Raw genomic sequence first — 17062 nt, forward strand, 5'->3', positions numbered from 1 at the left:
GATTGGCGAAGGATATGACGCGTGTGATTGCCGCCGGCCTCGTCGCCTCCCTCAGTGGGCAGGCTTTGGCACAGGCTGGTGGCGACGCGGCATCTGCGCAGCAGCAGCAGCAACCGCTGCGGACGCAGGCTGACGGGAGCTGGCGCTATTATCCCAATATTCCCAAGGCGCCCAAAGGCGCCCCCAATGTCCTGCTGGTGTTGACCGACGATGTCGGTTTTGGCGCGTCGAGTACGTTCGGCGGGCCGATCCCCACGCCCAATTTCGACATGCTCGCGCGCAATGGACTAAAATACACGCAGTTTCACACGACGGCCATGTGTTCGCCCACGCGGGCGTCGCTGCTGACCGGACGCAACCATCATGCGGTCGGATCCGGATCGATCAGCAACGTGTCCGTGGATGAGCCGGGCTATACATCTGTCATCCCCGACAGCGCGGCAACTCTGGGCCAGGTGCTGAAAAATAACGGTTACGACACCGCCTGGTTCGGCAAGAACCACAATACGCCAGACTGGGAACTGGGGCCGATGGGACCGTTCACGCACTGGCCGAGCGGCATGGGCTTCGATTATTTCTATGGCTTCAACGCCGCCGGGACCGATCAGGCCAATCCGCCGTTGCTTGAAAATCATATCGGCGTCCGCCGTGATCCCAACGATCCCGACTATATCTTCGAAAAGGACATGGCCGACCATTTGCTCGCTTGGATGAGCGCGCAAAATGGCTCCAACCCCGACAAACCCTTCTTTGCCTATTATGCGCCGGGCGCCATGCACGGGCCGCAGCAGGCGCCCAAGGAGTGGATCGACAAGTTCAAAGGCAAGTTCGACATGGGATGGGATGTCGTCCGCGAACAGATACTTGCTCGCCAAAAGAAAATGGGTGTGGTCGCGCCCGATACGAAGCTGGCGCCGCCGTTGCCGGGTGTGCCCGCGTGGAGCAGCCTGTCTTCCGACCAGAAGCGTCTTTATGCGCGCATGATGGAGGTCGCTGCCGCCCAGCTTGCCTATACCGACGATCAGTTCGGCCGGATCATCGCGCGGCTGAAGGATACCGGACAACTCGACAACACGCTGATCATCTTCATCCAGGGTGACAATGGCGCGGCGCTGCACAATCTACGCGGCACCAACAATGTCTATTCGCTGTTCGCAGGGATCGAGCCTTCGGACGAAGACATGTTGAAAGACATCGACCGACTTGGCAGCGAGCATGTGCTGAGCAACTATCCGGTCGGCTGGGGTTATGCCACCAACACGCCCTTCCCCTGGGGCAAGACGGTCGCGTCCAAATTGGGCGGACTGCGCGATGGCATGGTCATTTCATGGCCCAAGGGCATCGCCGACAAGGGCGGCGTTCGCACCCAGTTCAGTCATGTGATCGATATCGCCCCCACCATCTATGAGGCCATCGGCATCGCACCTCCGGAAAAGGTGGATGGCGTTGTGCAGCAACCGATTGATGGCGTGGCGCTAAACTATACCTTTAAGGACGCTAAAGCCCCGACCCGCCATCGCGAGCAATATTTCGAAATGCTTGGCAGCCGCGCCTATTACAAGGACGGCTGGCTGGCAGGAACAGACGTGAACTGGAAGCCTTGGGGCCCTAATAAGACCAATCCCTACAAAGCGACCTGGCAGCTTTACAATCTGAATAATGATTATTCCCAGACCGTTGATGTGTCTGCCAAATATCCCGAAAAACTCGCCGAACTGAGGGCGGATTTCGACAAGGCTGCTGCAAAGTTCAACATCTATCCCTTGTCCGCCGATTTCTTTGAACGGATCAACTCGAAATTCCGGCCGCCAGCGATCGAAGCCAATGTCGCCCATGTCTACTATCCTAGCGACATACGCTATCCGGCGGCTGCCTTCCCCGAACTGACGCCGGGCTGGGAAGCCGTTGCGAAGGTAACCGTTCAGGGCATGGAGAACGGGCCGATCCTCAACCAGGGGGGCGTGCCGTCGGGCTATGCGCTATCGCTGGAAAACGGGGTGCCGGTCTTTACGTATAATCCGTCGGGCCGGGCACAGGAGCGCCGGACAGTGAAGGGCGGCGGCGCGCTCGCTCCCGGCACTCATGAGATTTCGGTCGCATTCGTTCCTGCGGACAAGGGCTTCACGCTGACCATGAAGGTCGACGGTAAGGTGACCCAGACTGCACCTGTCGATCGCATCATTCGTATCCTTGCCGGCGAAGCGATTATCGGGCGGCCAGCGCTGGACGATCGCACCGGGCCGCGGACCTGCGGGTGTGAGATAGAGAAAGTGACGGTCGGCACGGCCAAACCATCGTGATGCTCCACTGGAACAAGGCCGGGCCCGCATGTGATGGCCCGGCCCGGTTCCGACCATCAGGGGGCCCGCGCCCCAACCAAGGATTTCGTCCGGAGATCAAGGAATGACACGCTTTTTGTTGCTCGCGGCCACTGCCTTTGCCGCAATGTCAGGGGCCGCGACGGCTCAGCCCTCCGCTGCAACGCCGACCGAGCAGGACAGGATCATCCTGTTGGGAACTAAGGGTGGTCCGGTCGTTGACCTTGAGCGGTCGGAGCCTGCTTCCCTGCTCGTCATCGACGGCACGCCCTACCTGATCGACGCGGGCGCGGGTACCGCGCATCAGTTTGTAGCGGCCGGATTTCCAATTGGCGCGCTGCGAACAATCTTCATCACGCATCATCACCTCGATCATACGGCGGGACTGGAACCGCTGATGTCGCTCAACTGGATCGGTACGGGGCTTCGCGGCGCCAAAGGGCCGCCGGTCGAAATCTATGGTCCGCCCGCGACCGAATTCCTGGTCGACGCAGCGCTGCGCTATCTAAGCGTCTCGGAGCGGATTTTTCGCGCTGGCATCCCTAGCCTGCCACAGGCCAAGACGCGCTTTGTCGGTCACGACAAACAGCCGGGCCTGATCTATTCTGACGACAAGGTCAGGGTTACGGCGGTCGAGAACTCGCATTTCGGGCACAAGTCCGTCGGGCCTGACGGCAAGGTCGACAAAAGCTATTCCTATCGGTTCGATACGCCCAGCGGATCCGTGGTGTTCACTGGCGATACAGGACCAAGTGACGCCGTCGCTGCCTTGGCGAAAGGCGCCGACATTCTGGTCAGCGAAGTCCTGCCGCCGCGCGTCGACGCGGCGCCTGTGGACAACAGCGGATCAGTTCGCACCGAACTTGCCGCGCACATGACGCTCGAACATCTGACGCCGCAGGAAGTTGGCAAGCTCGCCGCCAAGGCTGGCGTCAAGAAGCTGGTTCTGATGCATATCGCGGGCTTCCTGACCCCTCAATCCACGCAGGTCGTCGAACAAGAAATAAGGGCGCATTACAGTGGCCCTCTCTTAATTGGCAAAGATCTTCAATCGATAGATCTAGCCAAATAGAATTATAAATCGCGATACATATAATAATAATCTTATGAGTAATATTATATAATTTTAATAATAGACATTATATCCAAATAAATATTGGGAGGGAGTGATGAAAATTATCTCACAAGGCCATCTGCTTTTGGGAACTGCCATCTGTGCTTTGCTAACGACGCCAGCGTTTGCGCAGGCAGATGCGGCGGGGCAAAATACCGACGGCGAAATCGTCGTAACGGCTCAGCGCCGCGAACAGCGACTGCAGGACGTGCCAGTCGCCGTTTCGGTCGTCGGCGGCGAGACGCTGCAACGCCAGAACATCACCAGCCTGAATGACATGGCGGTACGCCTGCCCAACGTACGGATTTCGACCGGCACCATCGCCAATGCGATCACGATCCGGGGCGTCGGGTCAGGGCCCAATCCCGGCTTCGAACAGTCGGTCGCAACCTTTGTCGACGGCGTCTATCGCAGCCGTTCGCGCTCCACTCGCGCAGCCTTGTTTGACCTTGAACGGGTCGAGGTGCTCAAGGGACCGCAGACAACCTTCTTCGGGGCGAACGCGATTGCCGGTGCGCTGAACATCGTCACGCGAAAGCCAGGCGAAGAATTGAATTACAATGCGGTTGCGACCTATGTTCCCTCGACCCAGGAATATGATGTGCAGATGGGGGTGGACGCGCCGCTCAGCCCATCGCTCAGCGCCCGCATTGCTGGTCGCGTGTCGGGTAGCGACGGATATATCAAAAGCAGCAATACCGGCGAAGATGGGCCGCATGACCGCACGGCCCAGGGACGTATCGCTCTCAAATGGGAGCCGGACAGCGACTTCCGGTCGGACTTGCGGATAGACGGCGCGCGCTCGCGCACCCGTGGTTCGGGGATGTACCAAGTCATCAACTGTCCCCCTCCGCCGGGCTTCGCGCTCGCCCCGATCAATGTCTGCAATCGCTATCTCAATCAGAATGGCGGCAACATTGACGACACGCTCGATTATCATTCTGCGACCGGCCCTACTCAAACCAACTATGACTTCATTGAAGGTGCATGGACGAACAGTGTCGACGTCGGCAGCGGATCGATCAACATGATCTCCGGCTATTTCTGGCATCACACCACGAACTTGGGGCAGGGCATTCCATTCCCGCTGACCGATGCGATTGGCGGGACCAATGGCTATCCCACGCGTCAGGACGAACGTTATCGCCAAGTGAGCCAGGAAATTCGCTATCAGTCTGCCACCGGCGGCACATTGGAATATATGATTGGCGGCTATGCCTCGCATGGTCGGTTGAGCACGCGAACAGTTGTTGGTTTTTCGTTCCAGCCCTTTGGCGCGCGCGACACCACGGGCACTTTCAATGCCTCCACATTATTCGCCGGTAACAATATCATTACGCAAAATGATACGACCTGGTCGGGTTTCGCGTCCGCGACCATCCGTCCGATCGAGCATTTCCGGATCAATCTGGGCGCTCGTTACTCCAGCATCCAGAAGCGTGCCCATCGTACGGCCGCGCCAGGACTGGGCGACAATCTCGCCTCGTTCGAGGGATTTCAGAGCCTTTCCCCCGCCCAGACAGCAATTGTGGCGCGGCTCTTGGCCACCAATACCGCGGACTTTGCGCGCCCGGAGCGGACCGACAATAAATTCATGCCGTCCGCAAGCATTCAATATGATCTGTCGCGCGACGTCATGATATACGCAAGCTATGCCAACGGCTTTAAGGCTGGCGGCTATAGCTTTGGGGCGCAGAACGAGGATTTCGGGCCGGAAACGGTCAACGCCTATGAACTGGGTATAAAGGGCAGCTTCCTTGACCGGCGGCTGAACATGGACCTGACATTCTATCGCAGCGACTATAAGGACCTGCAGGAAACTAGTCTTCAACTTCAGCCCAACGGGACCATCACATCGCTGGTGCAGAATGTCGGCGCATCGCGCTCTCAAGGTGTCGAGTTCAATGCCAGTCTGCGCACAACCTCCTGGCTCACGCTCAATACCAGTGTTGCCTATCTCGACGCCAAATATACCGATTATCCCAACGGTGCCTGCACTATCCAGGCACTGGCGCAAGTCGGCGGGGGCTGCACGCAGGATCTGTCGGGCAAACGGCGCACCAACGCGCCGGAATGGAGCGGCAATGTCGGCGCGCGGGCGTCTATCCCGGTCGGCAATTACAATCTGACGGTCGATCCCTTGGTCTATTTCACGTCACGCTATTTCATGGCGGCTACCGCCGACCCGCTGCTGGAGCAGCGCGGCTATACCAAGGTCGACCTGCGCATTGGGTTCGGGCCGCAGGATGGTCGTTGGGAAGTGGCGCTGGTCGGCAAGAATCTGACCGACAAGCTGACTACGCAATATAAGCAGTCGATCCCGCTCGCGCCCGGCAGCATCAGTGCCCTGGTCGACGCGCCGCGAACGGTCGGCGTGCAATTGACGATCCGGTAAGCGCAACGCATCCCGGCTCATACAAGGTCGGCGCGTCCTGGCGTGCCGACACGATATGGGCCGGGATTCGTGCCGGCCTGAGGGAATTCAAGGAGGCTTTCAGCCCAACGGACTGGCTACCGACCGCCAGTTATTACGCGATAGGGCAGGTCATCTTCGTCCGCTGCTCCTATCGCTTCGATCGAAGGCCGATATGTTACTGCAGCCCTAAATCGCCAAATGCCGTTCGACCAGGGCGACATGCAGCCGGATACCCAGCCCCAGCACATCATCGTTGAAATCATAATGGGGGTTATGGAGTGGCGCGCCACCCTCGGGCTTTGCCTGACCCAGCCAGATATAGGCACCCTTGCAGGCTTTCAGCATGAAGGCGAAATCCTCCGACGTGAAGGCGGGGTCGGGTGCGAGCTGCGCGACGCCGACGGTCGCTGCCGCGTCGAGCGCTTCCTGCGCCGCCTGCGTATCATTGATCGTGGCGGGATAGTAACGCTGATAATCGACGCTCGCGCTCAACCCGTTGGCCAGCGCCACGCCTGCCGCAATCTCGCGGATAGATGCTTCGATCCTGTCCTGCACTTGCTCGTCGAACGTCCGCACAGTGCCGCCGATACGGACTTCGGCGGGGATCACATTATGGGTATGCCCGCCATGGATTTGCGTGATCGACAGCACGGCCGACGCGGTCGGCGCGATCCGGCGCGATATGATCGCGTTCAATTGCGTCACCAGCGTCGCTGCGGCCAATATGGCATCGGGCGTATCCTGCGGGATCGCGGCATGGCCGCCGCGTCCTTCAAGCAGGATTTCGAACTTGTCCGCCGCGCCCATGATCGGGCCGGGCCGCGTCGCGATCGTGCCCGCTGGCAGATCGGGCCAGTTATGCAGGCCGAACACGCGCTCGCACGGGAAACGCTCGAACAGTCCCTCCTGCACCATTTCGCGCGCGCCGCCTTGCCCCTCTTCGGCTGGCTGGAAGAAGAAATGGACCGTTCCGTCGAAATTGCGGCTGCGCGTCAGCTGCTGGGCCGCGCCCAGCAGCATCGCGACATGCCCGTCATGGCCGCAACCATGGAAGGTTCCGGGCGTCTTGCTGGCCCAAGGCAGGTTGGTCTGCTCCTCAATCGGCAGTGCGTCCATATCCGCCCGCAGCCCGATACTGCGTCCCGACGTGCCGTTGCGCAGCACGCCGACCACGCCCGTACGCCCGATCCCTTCATGCACTTCGAGCCCCAGCGCGCGCAACTGCTCGGCAATCCGTCCGGCTGTGCGATGCTCGCAAAAGCCGAGTTCCGGGTGCGCATGAATATCGCGGCGGAACGCAACGAGCGGTTCGATCAGGTCGGTGATGTCATTCATAATCTATCAACAAGCTTCCGCTTCCAATCCTAGCGTTGCTCGCCAAACAGATGCTGGATCGGGTAATGATGTTTGATGAAGGGCGATTTGATCACGACATAGCTGAAATATTTTTCGATGCCATAATCGCTTTCCAGCATACCTTCGATGATCGACTGATAATGGCCGACCCCGCGGGTCACGAATTTCAACAGATAATCATATCCGCCGCTGACCAGATGACATTCGACAATCTCGTCCAGTTTGCGGATGCGGGTTTCAAACCGGGAAAAGTCGCCCGACCGATGTTCGGTCAGCGTTACTTCAGTAAAGACGGTCAGAAATTCGCCCAGCTTGTGCAAATTGATATGTGCGCCATAGCCGGTGATATAGCCCGCTTTCTCCAGTCGCTTGACGCGGGTCAGGCATGGGCTGGGGGACAGGCCGACAGCGTCGGCCAGCTCGACATTGGTGATCCGGCCCGACTGCTGTAGCTGCGTCAGGATTTTCAGGTCGATCCTGTCCAGTCTGGGTCCGCCCAACATGTCCTTGTTCCCCCTTATATTTATCCCAGCGCCGCGCGAATATCTGCCTGTTCGAGCAAGCCGTCGAGCGTTTTCCTGATGCGCGCGAATATCTCGTCCATCTCGGCATCGGTCGCGCATAGCGCGGGAGCCAGGCCGATGATATTGTCGGCAAAAGCGCGGAAGATGACGCCATTGGCATAGCCATCGTTGAACAGGCGGTCGGCGACCTTGAGCGCCGGGTCAAACCGCGCTTTCGTGCCTTTGTCCGCCACCAGCTCGATCGCACCCAGCAGGCCGCGTCCACGCGTATCGCCCACCAGCGGATGGTCAGCCAGCCCGGCCAGCCCGGCATCGAATCGCGCTGCGACCTTCTGGCCGTTCGCCAATATTCCGCCTTCGGTATAGAGCCGCAACACTTCCAGCCCTACCGCCGCGCTCACCGGATGGCCCGAATAGGTCGCGCCATGGCCGATCACGACATCGGCGGCCGCGCCATCGGCAATCCCCTGATACACTTTGTCGGACATCAGCACCGCGCCCATCGGCACATAGCCGGAGGTCAAACCCTTGGCGACGGTCATAAGGTCTGGCGTCACGCCCTCCGCTTCGCAGGCGAACATTGGCCCGGTGCGACCAAAGGCGGTGATCACTTCGTCGGCGACCAGCAAAATATCCAGTTCGTCGCACGCCTGCCGCATGGCTTTGAGCCAGCCGACCGGCGGCACGATGACGCCGCCAGAGCCCTGTATCGGCTCGCAGAAGAAGGCAGCGACATTGTCCGCGCCCAGTTCTGCGACCCTGTCCTTCAACTGCTGAACCGACCGGGCGATGATCGCTGCATCATCCCCTTCCAGATCGCTGCGATAGGGGTAGGGCGAGCTGATATGATGCTGCCAGCGCAGCGGCAGATCGAAATTACGATGGAAGTTGGCGAGCGCCGTCAGGCCTGCGCCAGTGCTGCTCGATCCATGATAGCCCCGCTCCAGCGCGATGCACTGTTTCTTGGCGGGCTTGCCGATGGCATTGTAATAGTGGGTGATATAGCGGATCGCGGAGTCCACCGCATCCGACCCGCCCAGCGTAAAATAGACATGCTCCAGCCCCTCCGGCGACAGAGCGACGAGACGCTCGGCCAGCCGCGCGGCAGGCTCGCAACCGAAATGGAAATAGCCGGTCGCGTAGGGCAGGCGTCGCATCTGCTCTGCTGCCGCCTCGACGATGCTGTCCTGGCCATAGCCGACATTGACGCACCACAGCCCGGCAAAGGCATCTAGCACTTCGCGGCCGTCCATATCGGTCAGCCACATGCCCTTGCCGCTTTGCAACATGGTCGCGCCGCGCGCTTCATGGGCGCGGAAGGAAGTGACCGAATGAATCAGATGATCGCGGTCGATGTCCAGCAGGTTACGGTTGGATTGGTGCATCTTGGGGGTGCTCGCCATGGTGGTCATGGGACGCAGCCTATCCTTGTGACGCAGCGGGAAAGTCTCAATCGACCCGTTTACAAGCCTGCCGGGGCCGTATTGGCGAAACGGCGCGGCATATTGTGCCGCGCTGGTCCCGCTCAGGCCAGCGCGTCGGCAATGGCCTTGCCGCATTCCTCGGTACCGGCCTTGCCCTTCAGGTCGCCTGTCCGCAGGGCAGGTTCGGCCAATACCGTTTCGACCGCGCGCATGATGGCGGCAGCGGCATCCGCCTCGCCCAGATGCTCCAGCATCATCGCCGCCGACCAGATCTGGCCTACGGGATTGGCAATGCCCTTGCCGGCGATGTCGGGCGCCGAGCCATGGACCGGTTCGAACAGCGACGGGTGGGTGCCATCCGGGTTGATATTGCCCGACGGTGCCACGCCGATCGTTCCGGTGCAGGCCGGGCCAAGGTCGGACAATATGTCGCCAAACAGGTTGGACGCCACCACCACGTCGAAACGATCGGGGTTCAGCACGAATTGCGCCGTCAGAATGTCGATATGATATTTATCATGGGTGACGGTCGGGTAATTTTTGGCCATCTCCTCCACCCGCTCGTCCCACCAGGGCATGGTGATGGCGATGCCGTTCGACTTTGTGGCGGACGTCACATGCTTGCGCTCGCGCGTGGCGGCCAGATCGAAAGCATAGCGCAATACCCGGTCGGTGCCGTGACGGGTCATCACCGTCTCCTGGATCACGATCTCACGATCGGTACCTGGAAACATCTTGCCGCCGACCGAGCTATATTCGCCCTCGGTATTTTCGCGCACCACCCAGAAATCAATGTCCCCCGGCTCGCGGCCGGCCAGCGGACAGGGGACGCCGGGCATCAACCGGACAGGGCGCAGATTGACATATTGATCATATTCCCGCCGGAACTGGAGCAAGGATCCCCACAGCGAAATATGATCTGGCACCGTGTTTGGCCAGCCGACCGCGCCAAAGAAGATCGCGTCAGGCTTGCCGATCTGCTCCTTCCAGTCGTCCGGCATCATCTGGCCATGTTTGGCGTAATAATCGCAGCAGGCGAAATCCTGCCATTTCTGGCCGATCGTGAAGCCATAGAGGCTCGCCGCCCGCTCCAGTACGCGGATGCCTTCGGGCATGACTTCCTTGCCAATGCCGTCGCCGGGGATGACGGAGATGTTATAGTTGCGCATGATGCCTCCTTTACGAGGGACGTGTGCCAGCGACGGCGGGAACTGGGCTAAGCGGGCGGGACGGGTGGCTCTAGATCTTCAGCCCGCCGATATGGAACGCCTTTGTCTCCAGATATTCCTCAATCCCCGCATGGGCGCCCTCTCGGCCCAGACCCGACATCTTGACCCCGCCGAACGGCGCGACTTCCATAGCGATCGAACCGGTATTGAGCGCAACCATGCCCGCCTCCAGCCGCTCGGCAACGCGGAAGGCGCGATGCAGATTTTCGGTGTAGAAATAGCTGGCAAGGCCATAGCTGGTGGCGTTGGCCAGTTCGACCCCTTCATCCTCATGGGTGAAGCGGAACAGTGGCGCGACCGGGCCGAACGTCTCTTCTTCCGCCAGCCGCATGTCCCGTGTCGCCCCGGTCAGGACGACGGGGCGGGCAAAGCGCTCACCTGTTGCGCCTTCGGGCGCTTGCGCAAACAGGGTCGCGCCGCGCGACAGCGCGTCGTCGACATGCGCCTTCACCTTCTCGGCGGCAGCAGTGTTGATCAGCGGTCCGATGGTGCTGCCCTGCATGTCGCCCGGCGCGACCTTCAGCGCCGACACGGCCTTGGCCAGCTTCTCGGCAAACTGGTCATAAACGCCGTCCTGCACCAGAATGCGATTGGCGCAGACGCAGGTCTGGCCGGCATTGCGGAATTTGCTGACCATTGCGCTGGCAACGGCCAGATCGATGTCGGCATCATCGAATATGATCAACGGCGCATTGCCACCCAGTTCGAAGCTGACCCGCTTGATCGTGTCGGCGCACTGCCGCATCAGCAAAGCGCCTACGCGGGTCGATCCGGTGAAGGACAATTTGCGCACTACAGGACTGGCGGTCAGCGCACCGCCGATCGCTGTCGGAAGACCCGTGACGACATTGAACACGCCTGCAGGGAAACCTGCTTCTTCTGCCAGCTTCGCCATGGCCAGCGCGCTATAGGGCGTCAGTTCCGACGGCTTGACCACCACCGGGCAACCGGCCGCCAGTGCAGGCGCACATTTGCGCGTGATCATGGCAGAGGGGAAATTCCATGGCGTGATCGCCGCCGATACCCCAACCGGCTCCTTCATCACCAATATGCGGCGATTGGCTTCGGGGGCGGGGATGATGCCGCCGTCGATCCGCCGGGCTTCTTCGGCGAACCACTTGATAAAGCTTGCAGCGTAGCGAATTTCGCCCTCGGCTTCCGCGGTCGGCTTGCCTTGTTCGGCGGTCATGATCCGGCCCAGATCGACCAGATTGTCCATCACCAGCGCATGCCAACGCTCCAGCATCGCCGCGCGATCGCTTGCCGTCCGCGCCTTCCACGCCGGGAAGGCGGCCTCTGCCGCATCTATCGCCGCCTGGGTATCAGCCGCGCTGCAATCGGGCACGGTGCCGATGATCGCGCCGGTCGCGGGATTGTCCACCGGCACGGTCGCACCGGACGTTGCGCCGACCCACGCGCCGCCAATATAGGCGCGTTCGACGAAAAGGGCGGGGTTGGAAAGGGAAAGAGTCATCCGAGCGCCTGTGTCGTGAGAGAGAAGACTTTGATCGAGGGGTCTGTCTGCGGCATCGGCCCGCGCACCATGCGCATCACCCGGCCGACGCAGGGCAGGCCCAACTCATCGAGCCAATTGCTCAACGCGCTTTCTTCCGGCACGTCGAGCCGACAGAAAATCCCGCTGTTCGATCCGAGCCAGTGGGAAATCAGCGCCTTTGCGCCGCCAGTGTCCGGGGCCACCGTCGGCCCGACGACATAGCCGCGGCCAAAACGGCGAAACAGGGCAAAGCCCACCGGTTCATTGTCGCGCGTCAGCACCACGCCTTGCGCGCCTGGCACCAAAGCATCCAGCAGCGTGTCCCGGTTCATGCCGCTCGCCTGCCGCGCCAGATCATGGAGCGTCGGCATGTCCTTCGCCCCCAATGGCCGCACCCGTTCGTCGGGGATGAGTTCGGCGACCGGCACGGCAAAGGCGGCCCCTTGATGCTGGAACACCGGGCCGACCGGTTCAAAGCCAAGCTTGCGATAGAGCGGCGCGCCCTCATCCGTGGCGTTGAGCAGGATCGTACGGTCGCCAAGATCGGCCATCACCGCCTCCATCAACCGGCGACCAAGCCCCATGCCCTGCGCTGCCGGCGATACGATGACCATCCCCAGCGTCGCAGCGTCGGTCCCGTACAGCCACGCCATGGCCGTGCCGATAACCTCTCCGTCACGTTCTGCCACATAACCAAAGCCAAGGCTGAGCAGCATGTCCCAATCCTCGATCCGGTGCGGCCATTTCTGTTCGCTGGAAAGCGCGTGCGCAGCGGGCAGATCGTCCACGATCATCGCCCGCAGGTCCACCATCGCCTCTATGTCTGTCGCCATGCATCTTGCTCCCCGGCGGAAATGGGTCGTCCGCCTGCCCAGATAAGGAATCACTTGGATCGGTATTAATCGGCGTGTCCAAGCATTGGCTGCTGCCTTCGGCCCGATTTTGGAAGATTATCGCGCAGATTTTCCCCCGCAACTGCAACACATGCCGCGCGCGATCCATATTCTCTCGTCCAGCCTGCATGAAGGAAAGCTGCGCTGTGGACATTTTCAACCCCGATCTCATCGTCTTGCCGCAAGGCAGCAATTTTATCGGGGGACGGCGTGTTGTCGGGCGCGGACAGGCGATTCCCGTGCGGCGCCCCTCGGACGGGCGGATCTATGCCGATCTCGACAGTGTCGATGATGCGCAGTTGGCGCAGGCGGTCGAGGACGCGCAGCGCGCCTATAAAAGTAGCGGCTGGGCGCAGACTGACCCGCGCGGTCGGATGCGGGTGCTGCGCCGCTGGGCCGACCTTATTGAAGGCGACATGGAAACGATCGCACCGCTGGAGGCGCTTGGCTCCACGCGCATGATCCACGAAATCCGCGCCTGGGATGTGAGCTATACCGCTGAAACCGTTCGCTTCTTTGCCGAATGGGCGGACAAGATTGGCGGCGAAGTCGCATCGACCACGCCGGACAAGCTGGGCCTTACCATCCACGAACCCTATGGCGTGGTCGCTGCGATCGCGCCGTGGAACCTGCCGCTGGTCATGGCCGCATGGAAAATTGCGCCCGCCATCGCGGCAGGCAACAGCATCGTGCTGAAGCCGTCGGAAATGACACCGTTCAGCATCGTGCGGCTGGCGGAACTGGCGATCGAGGCAGGCTTGCCCGCCGGCATTTTCAACATCGTTCAGGGTGACGGACGCAGCGTTGGCGATCCGCTGGTGCGGCGTCCTGAGATCGCCAAGGTCACCTTCACCGGGTCAACTGCGACGGGCGCGGCGATCATGACCGCCTGCGCCCAGACCGGCCCCAAGCCGGTGACGCTGGAACTGGGCGGCAAAAGCCCGCAGATCATCTTCGCCGATGCAGGCCTGGACAAGGCATCCGCCATCGTCGCGCGCGCGATCACGCTCAATGCCGGGCAGGTCTGCGTCGCAGGATCGCGCCTGCTGGTGCAGGACAAGGTTGCCGATCAGGTCATCGATCGCATCATGGCGGCCTTTGCGGCGCACAAGCCGGGACCAACCTGGGCCAGCGACAGTACGCTTGGCCCGATCATTTCCGATGGCCAGCTCGATCGGATCGACGGTATCGTCCAGCGCGCCGTCACTGATGGCGCACAGGTGCTTGCGGGCGGTACACGCGCCACGGCGCCGCAGGATGGCAGCTATTTCCTGCCCACTTTGCTGCAAAATGCTGCGCAGCATAGTGAGGCGGTACAGAGTGAGATTTTCGGACCGGTGCTGACCGTCCAGACCTTCGCCGACGAAGGGGAAGCCTATGCGTTGGCCAATGACAGCAATTATGGGCTGGCCGCGGGCGTCCATACCGGCGACCTCAGCCGCGCCCTGCGCGCCACCCGCGCGCTGGAGGCCGGCACTGTCTGGGTCAACCGCTATGGCCGCAGCAACGACTTCATCCTGCCGACGGGCGGCTTCAAGCAATCTGGCATCGGCAAGGATCTGGGCCGCGAAGCCTATGTCGCCAATCTCAAGACCAAGGTGGCGCTCGTCGAATTCTGATCAGCGCGCCGCCATGCGCTGCACAGTGCCGACATCGATGACGCCCAGCCGCGCCATGCTGCGGGCCTGGCCCAGTTCGACGATCTGCTCGACCTGTGGGTGGCGGCCCTGCGCCACTTTTAGCCGATAGCGACCGTACCGGACCCGCTCGAAACTGAACATGCCGTCAAACTCCGTGCGCGCGCGATAGGCGCTTGTACCATCCATCGTCAGCAACTCGATCGTCTCGCCCGCCAGCGCCCGCCCGTTCACCGCCAGCGTCCCTTCGACCGAGGCGGAAGGCGATACGCCCAGTTCGACCACTTCGTGCAGGCCAGCGCGCGGGGTGACAAGGACGCCGGGATTGCTCGGTATATCGAACGGATCGGAGAGTGATGCTTCGTCCAGCGCAATCTTGATCGGGGTAGCGGGGCTTAGCCCGTCCAGCTCGATGTCCCGTGCCTCTTCCCCGCGCAACCGGGCGGGTAACGGCAGATCGTTCACCAGTACCCCGACCGGGTCGGCAAAGGGTGGTTCGCCCGCATCGCGCTGTCCATTGCCGTCCAGATCGCGAAAGGCTCGCACCAGCAATCCGCCGCCCCGTGCCTGAGACGCGGAACGTACCCGGCCAAACCGTCCGTTTGCGCCTGGGCCTACGCTGAACGTCAGTCCCAGGCCGATCGCCACCGCCCGGCGGCTGTCGCCCGACAGGTTCAGCGTTAGCGCCGCCGGGCCGAAATCGCGCGCATAGGCCGCATCGATCGCGACCTTTTTCTCGCCCGCCGCATAATTGGCAGATATCTGCACCATGTCGGTTGCCCCCAGCGCCCGGTTCGCGGTCAGCTGGACCCCCATCAACGTGGGATCGGGCTTCAGCCGCCAATGGACCTCGCCCCGCAACCTCACCTTGCCGGCCCGCCCGCTGACCAGCAGCCCGGCTGTCGCACTCTCGCGGGCCATGCCGTCGCTCGACTGGAACCGGCTCCATCCACCCACCAGACTGGCCGCCACGCTGCGTGTCGCAACCGACAGGCGGCCATTCGCCTCTACCCCCTGTCCGCTCTGCTGCCGGGTTGATCGCAGGTCGAAATGCAGCGGCAGGATCAGACCGGCTGCATGGACCGGCCGGTCGAGCGCTACCCCGACATAGGACCGCAGTGCAGGGTCCATCCGTTCGGATCGCAACCCGCGATTATGGACAGCCTCTACCGCTATGCTGGTCTTGAACAGATCACCGACGACAGAAGCGCGTGTGGCCGATCCGCCGCCCCTGCGGCCTGCCCAGGACACTTCCCCCAGCATTCCACCCAACCCGCCGCGCAGGTTTAGATGGCCATAATCGGCGCTGCCATCTGATGAGGGCGCGCGTATGATTGCGGCGCCGATCGACGTTCCCCGGCCCAGTCCGTGGTCGACAGCCATGCTGCCGCGCCATCCCGATGCCGGGGTTTGCCGGCTCTTGCCGAAACGCAGCAGATCATGATTGCCCTGCACGATATTGGTGGACCACCAGGTTTCGCCCGGCCCCGGCGATTGCGCCGCGATATTATAGACTCGCCGTTCACGTCTGACCTGCCCTTGTGGGCCATAGCGGACGACTTCCAGCACATTGACGCCATGGCGCAACGCAATATCGCGAAAGGCATAGCGTCCATTCGCATCCGCCGGGACCACGCGGAGCAATTCGCCGTTGCGATAGAGTTCCGCGTCCCACCCCTGCGGTAGCAGGCCAGTCAGCGCCACCTTGTCAAATTCGCCAATGGCATCGAGCGGCCGGTTGGTCAGCGCCACGCCGCGTCCGCTGGCTGATCCGGCAACAAGGGGGATGGCAAAACTGTCCACATCCCCGATGGCGGCCTGTGTCGCTGCCAACGGCCCCAGCAATTGCCCGTCGGGGTCGGCCCGGTAGAGACGCAGCCGCAAACTGTCCGGCATGGCGTTCGCATCCGACGCCAGCCGCGCTTCGGCAGACGCATAGGCCAGTTCGCCCGACGCCAGCATTTCATATCGTGTCGTTCGCACCTGCGCGCCCTTCGCGTCGCGCTGCCACCCGGCGGCCAATGATGCATCCAGCGCAGGCATGCGCCATAGCCGATAGGGGAAGCGGTGCCTCTCCAGCCCCGCTGTCTGTGGCTGCGTTTTCGTCGCCAGCCGCTCGGCCGCCGCTGTCCGGCGCAACGCGGCTTCGATGGGCAGCGGCGCGGAGGACGTGATGGTCAGGATCGCGTTGGTCGTGTCGGCATCAAATGTAACGCCCAGCCATCGGCCCAGCGCCTGGGTATCCACGCACCATCCCGACCGGCTGTCATGAATGTCATTTGCGCCCAGCCGCATATATTCCGTCCCGAACCGCGCCTCGCCGGTATCGCGGTCGATGGCGATATGCCGCGCCTCGTCAAAAGCCCAACCTTGCGCCCGGCGCTTGTCCTCGCTCGGCACCACGGCAATCTTCAGTGCGTCGATCACATCGCCCATATCCAGGCAGATGGCATCCTCGACCGTGAAGCCGCGAATGCCGTTGCCGACGGACAATGACCCGACCCGCGCATCGAACAACAGCGCGTCGTCGGCGGACAGCAGGGCGGCCGCCGCCATCGCCGGACCCGCGCGCAACAGCAGCAGGACCAGCAGGCATGACAGCAAAACACGCCACAGCCGGGGCTGCGCGTTCATGGGATATGGACCTGTGGTCTGG

General features: G+C 61.8%; 11 protein-coding genes. 4 read left to right on the plus strand and 7 right to left on the minus strand.

From position 1 onward, the window contains the following. Positions 1–14: 14 nt before the first annotated feature. From SX1_RS12810 to SX1_RS12820, 3 genes are all read left to right on the plus strand, one after another. Positions 15–2300: an arylsulfatase gene (locus SX1_RS12810; RefSeq protein ID WP_255209752.1), complete on the plus strand. Its 2286-nt coding sequence runs from the start codon at positions 15–17 to the stop codon at positions 2298–2300. Positions 2301–2403: 103 nt separating this feature from the next. Next, entirely contained in the window at positions 2404–3390 is a 987-nt protein-coding gene (locus SX1_RS12815; protein ID WP_019053312.1) for an MBL fold metallo-hydrolase, read from the plus strand. 97 nt (positions 3391–3487) lie between these two features. Next, a complete protein-coding gene (locus SX1_RS12820; RefSeq protein WP_019053313.1) occupies positions 3488–5827 on the plus strand; it encodes a TonB-dependent receptor in 2340 nt (779 codons plus the stop codon). Between the two features lie 207 nt (positions 5828–6034). On the opposite strand, the gene SX1_RS12825 is transcribed toward SX1_RS12820, so the two are convergent. From SX1_RS12825 to SX1_RS12850, 6 genes are all read right to left on the minus strand, one after another. After that, on the minus strand, positions 6035–7183 hold the full coding sequence (locus SX1_RS12825) for a M20 aminoacylase family protein (RefSeq protein ID WP_019053314.1): 1149 nt from the start codon (positions 7181–7183) through the stop codon (positions 6035–6037). A 29-nt stretch (positions 7184–7212) separates the two neighbouring features. Next, positions 7213–7707, minus strand: coding sequence for an Lrp/AsnC family transcriptional regulator (locus tag SX1_RS12830; protein ID WP_017181880.1), 495 nt, complete (start codon positions 7705–7707; stop codon positions 7213–7215). Positions 7708–7727: 20 nt separating this feature from the next. After that, positions 7728–9140, minus strand: a complete 1413-nt coding sequence (locus SX1_RS12835; protein ID WP_019053315.1) for an aspartate aminotransferase family protein — start codon at positions 9138–9140, stop codon at positions 7728–7730. 113 nt (positions 9141–9253) lie between these two features. Further along, positions 9254–10321, minus strand: a complete 1068-nt coding sequence (locus SX1_RS12840) for a tartrate dehydrogenase (protein WP_019053316.1) — start codon at positions 10319–10321, stop codon at positions 9254–9256. A 70-nt stretch (positions 10322–10391) separates the two neighbouring features. Next, on the minus strand, positions 10392–11855 hold the full coding sequence (locus SX1_RS12845) for an NAD-dependent succinate-semialdehyde dehydrogenase (protein ID WP_019053317.1): 1464 nt from the start codon (positions 11853–11855) through the stop codon (positions 10392–10394). Then, complete coding sequence (locus SX1_RS12850; protein WP_019053318.1) at positions 11852–12709, minus strand: GNAT family N-acetyltransferase; 858 nt, start codon at positions 12707–12709, stop codon at positions 11852–11854. Before SX1_RS12850 ends, SX1_RS12845 begins: the two co-directional genes overlap by 4 nt. A gap of 299 nt (positions 12710–13008) precedes the next feature. On the opposite strand from SX1_RS12850, the gene SX1_RS12855 reads away from it, so the two are divergent. Further along, positions 13009–14388, plus strand: a complete 1380-nt coding sequence (locus tag SX1_RS12855; protein WP_255209753.1) for an aldehyde dehydrogenase family protein — start codon at positions 13009–13011, stop codon at positions 14386–14388. Here the strand turns inward: SX1_RS12855 and SX1_RS12860 are convergent, their stop codons facing one another. Then, a complete protein-coding gene (locus tag SX1_RS12860; RefSeq protein WP_019053320.1) occupies positions 14389–17040 on the minus strand; it encodes a carboxypeptidase-like regulatory domain-containing protein in 2652 nt (883 codons plus the stop codon). Positions 17041–17062: the final 22 nt, after the last annotated feature.

It is taken from the genome of Sphingobium xenophagum NBRC 107872 (assembly GCF_000367345.1).
In the GTDB taxonomy this organism is placed as follows: Bacteria; Pseudomonadota; Alphaproteobacteria; order Sphingomonadales; family Sphingomonadaceae; genus Sphingobium; species Sphingobium xenophagum.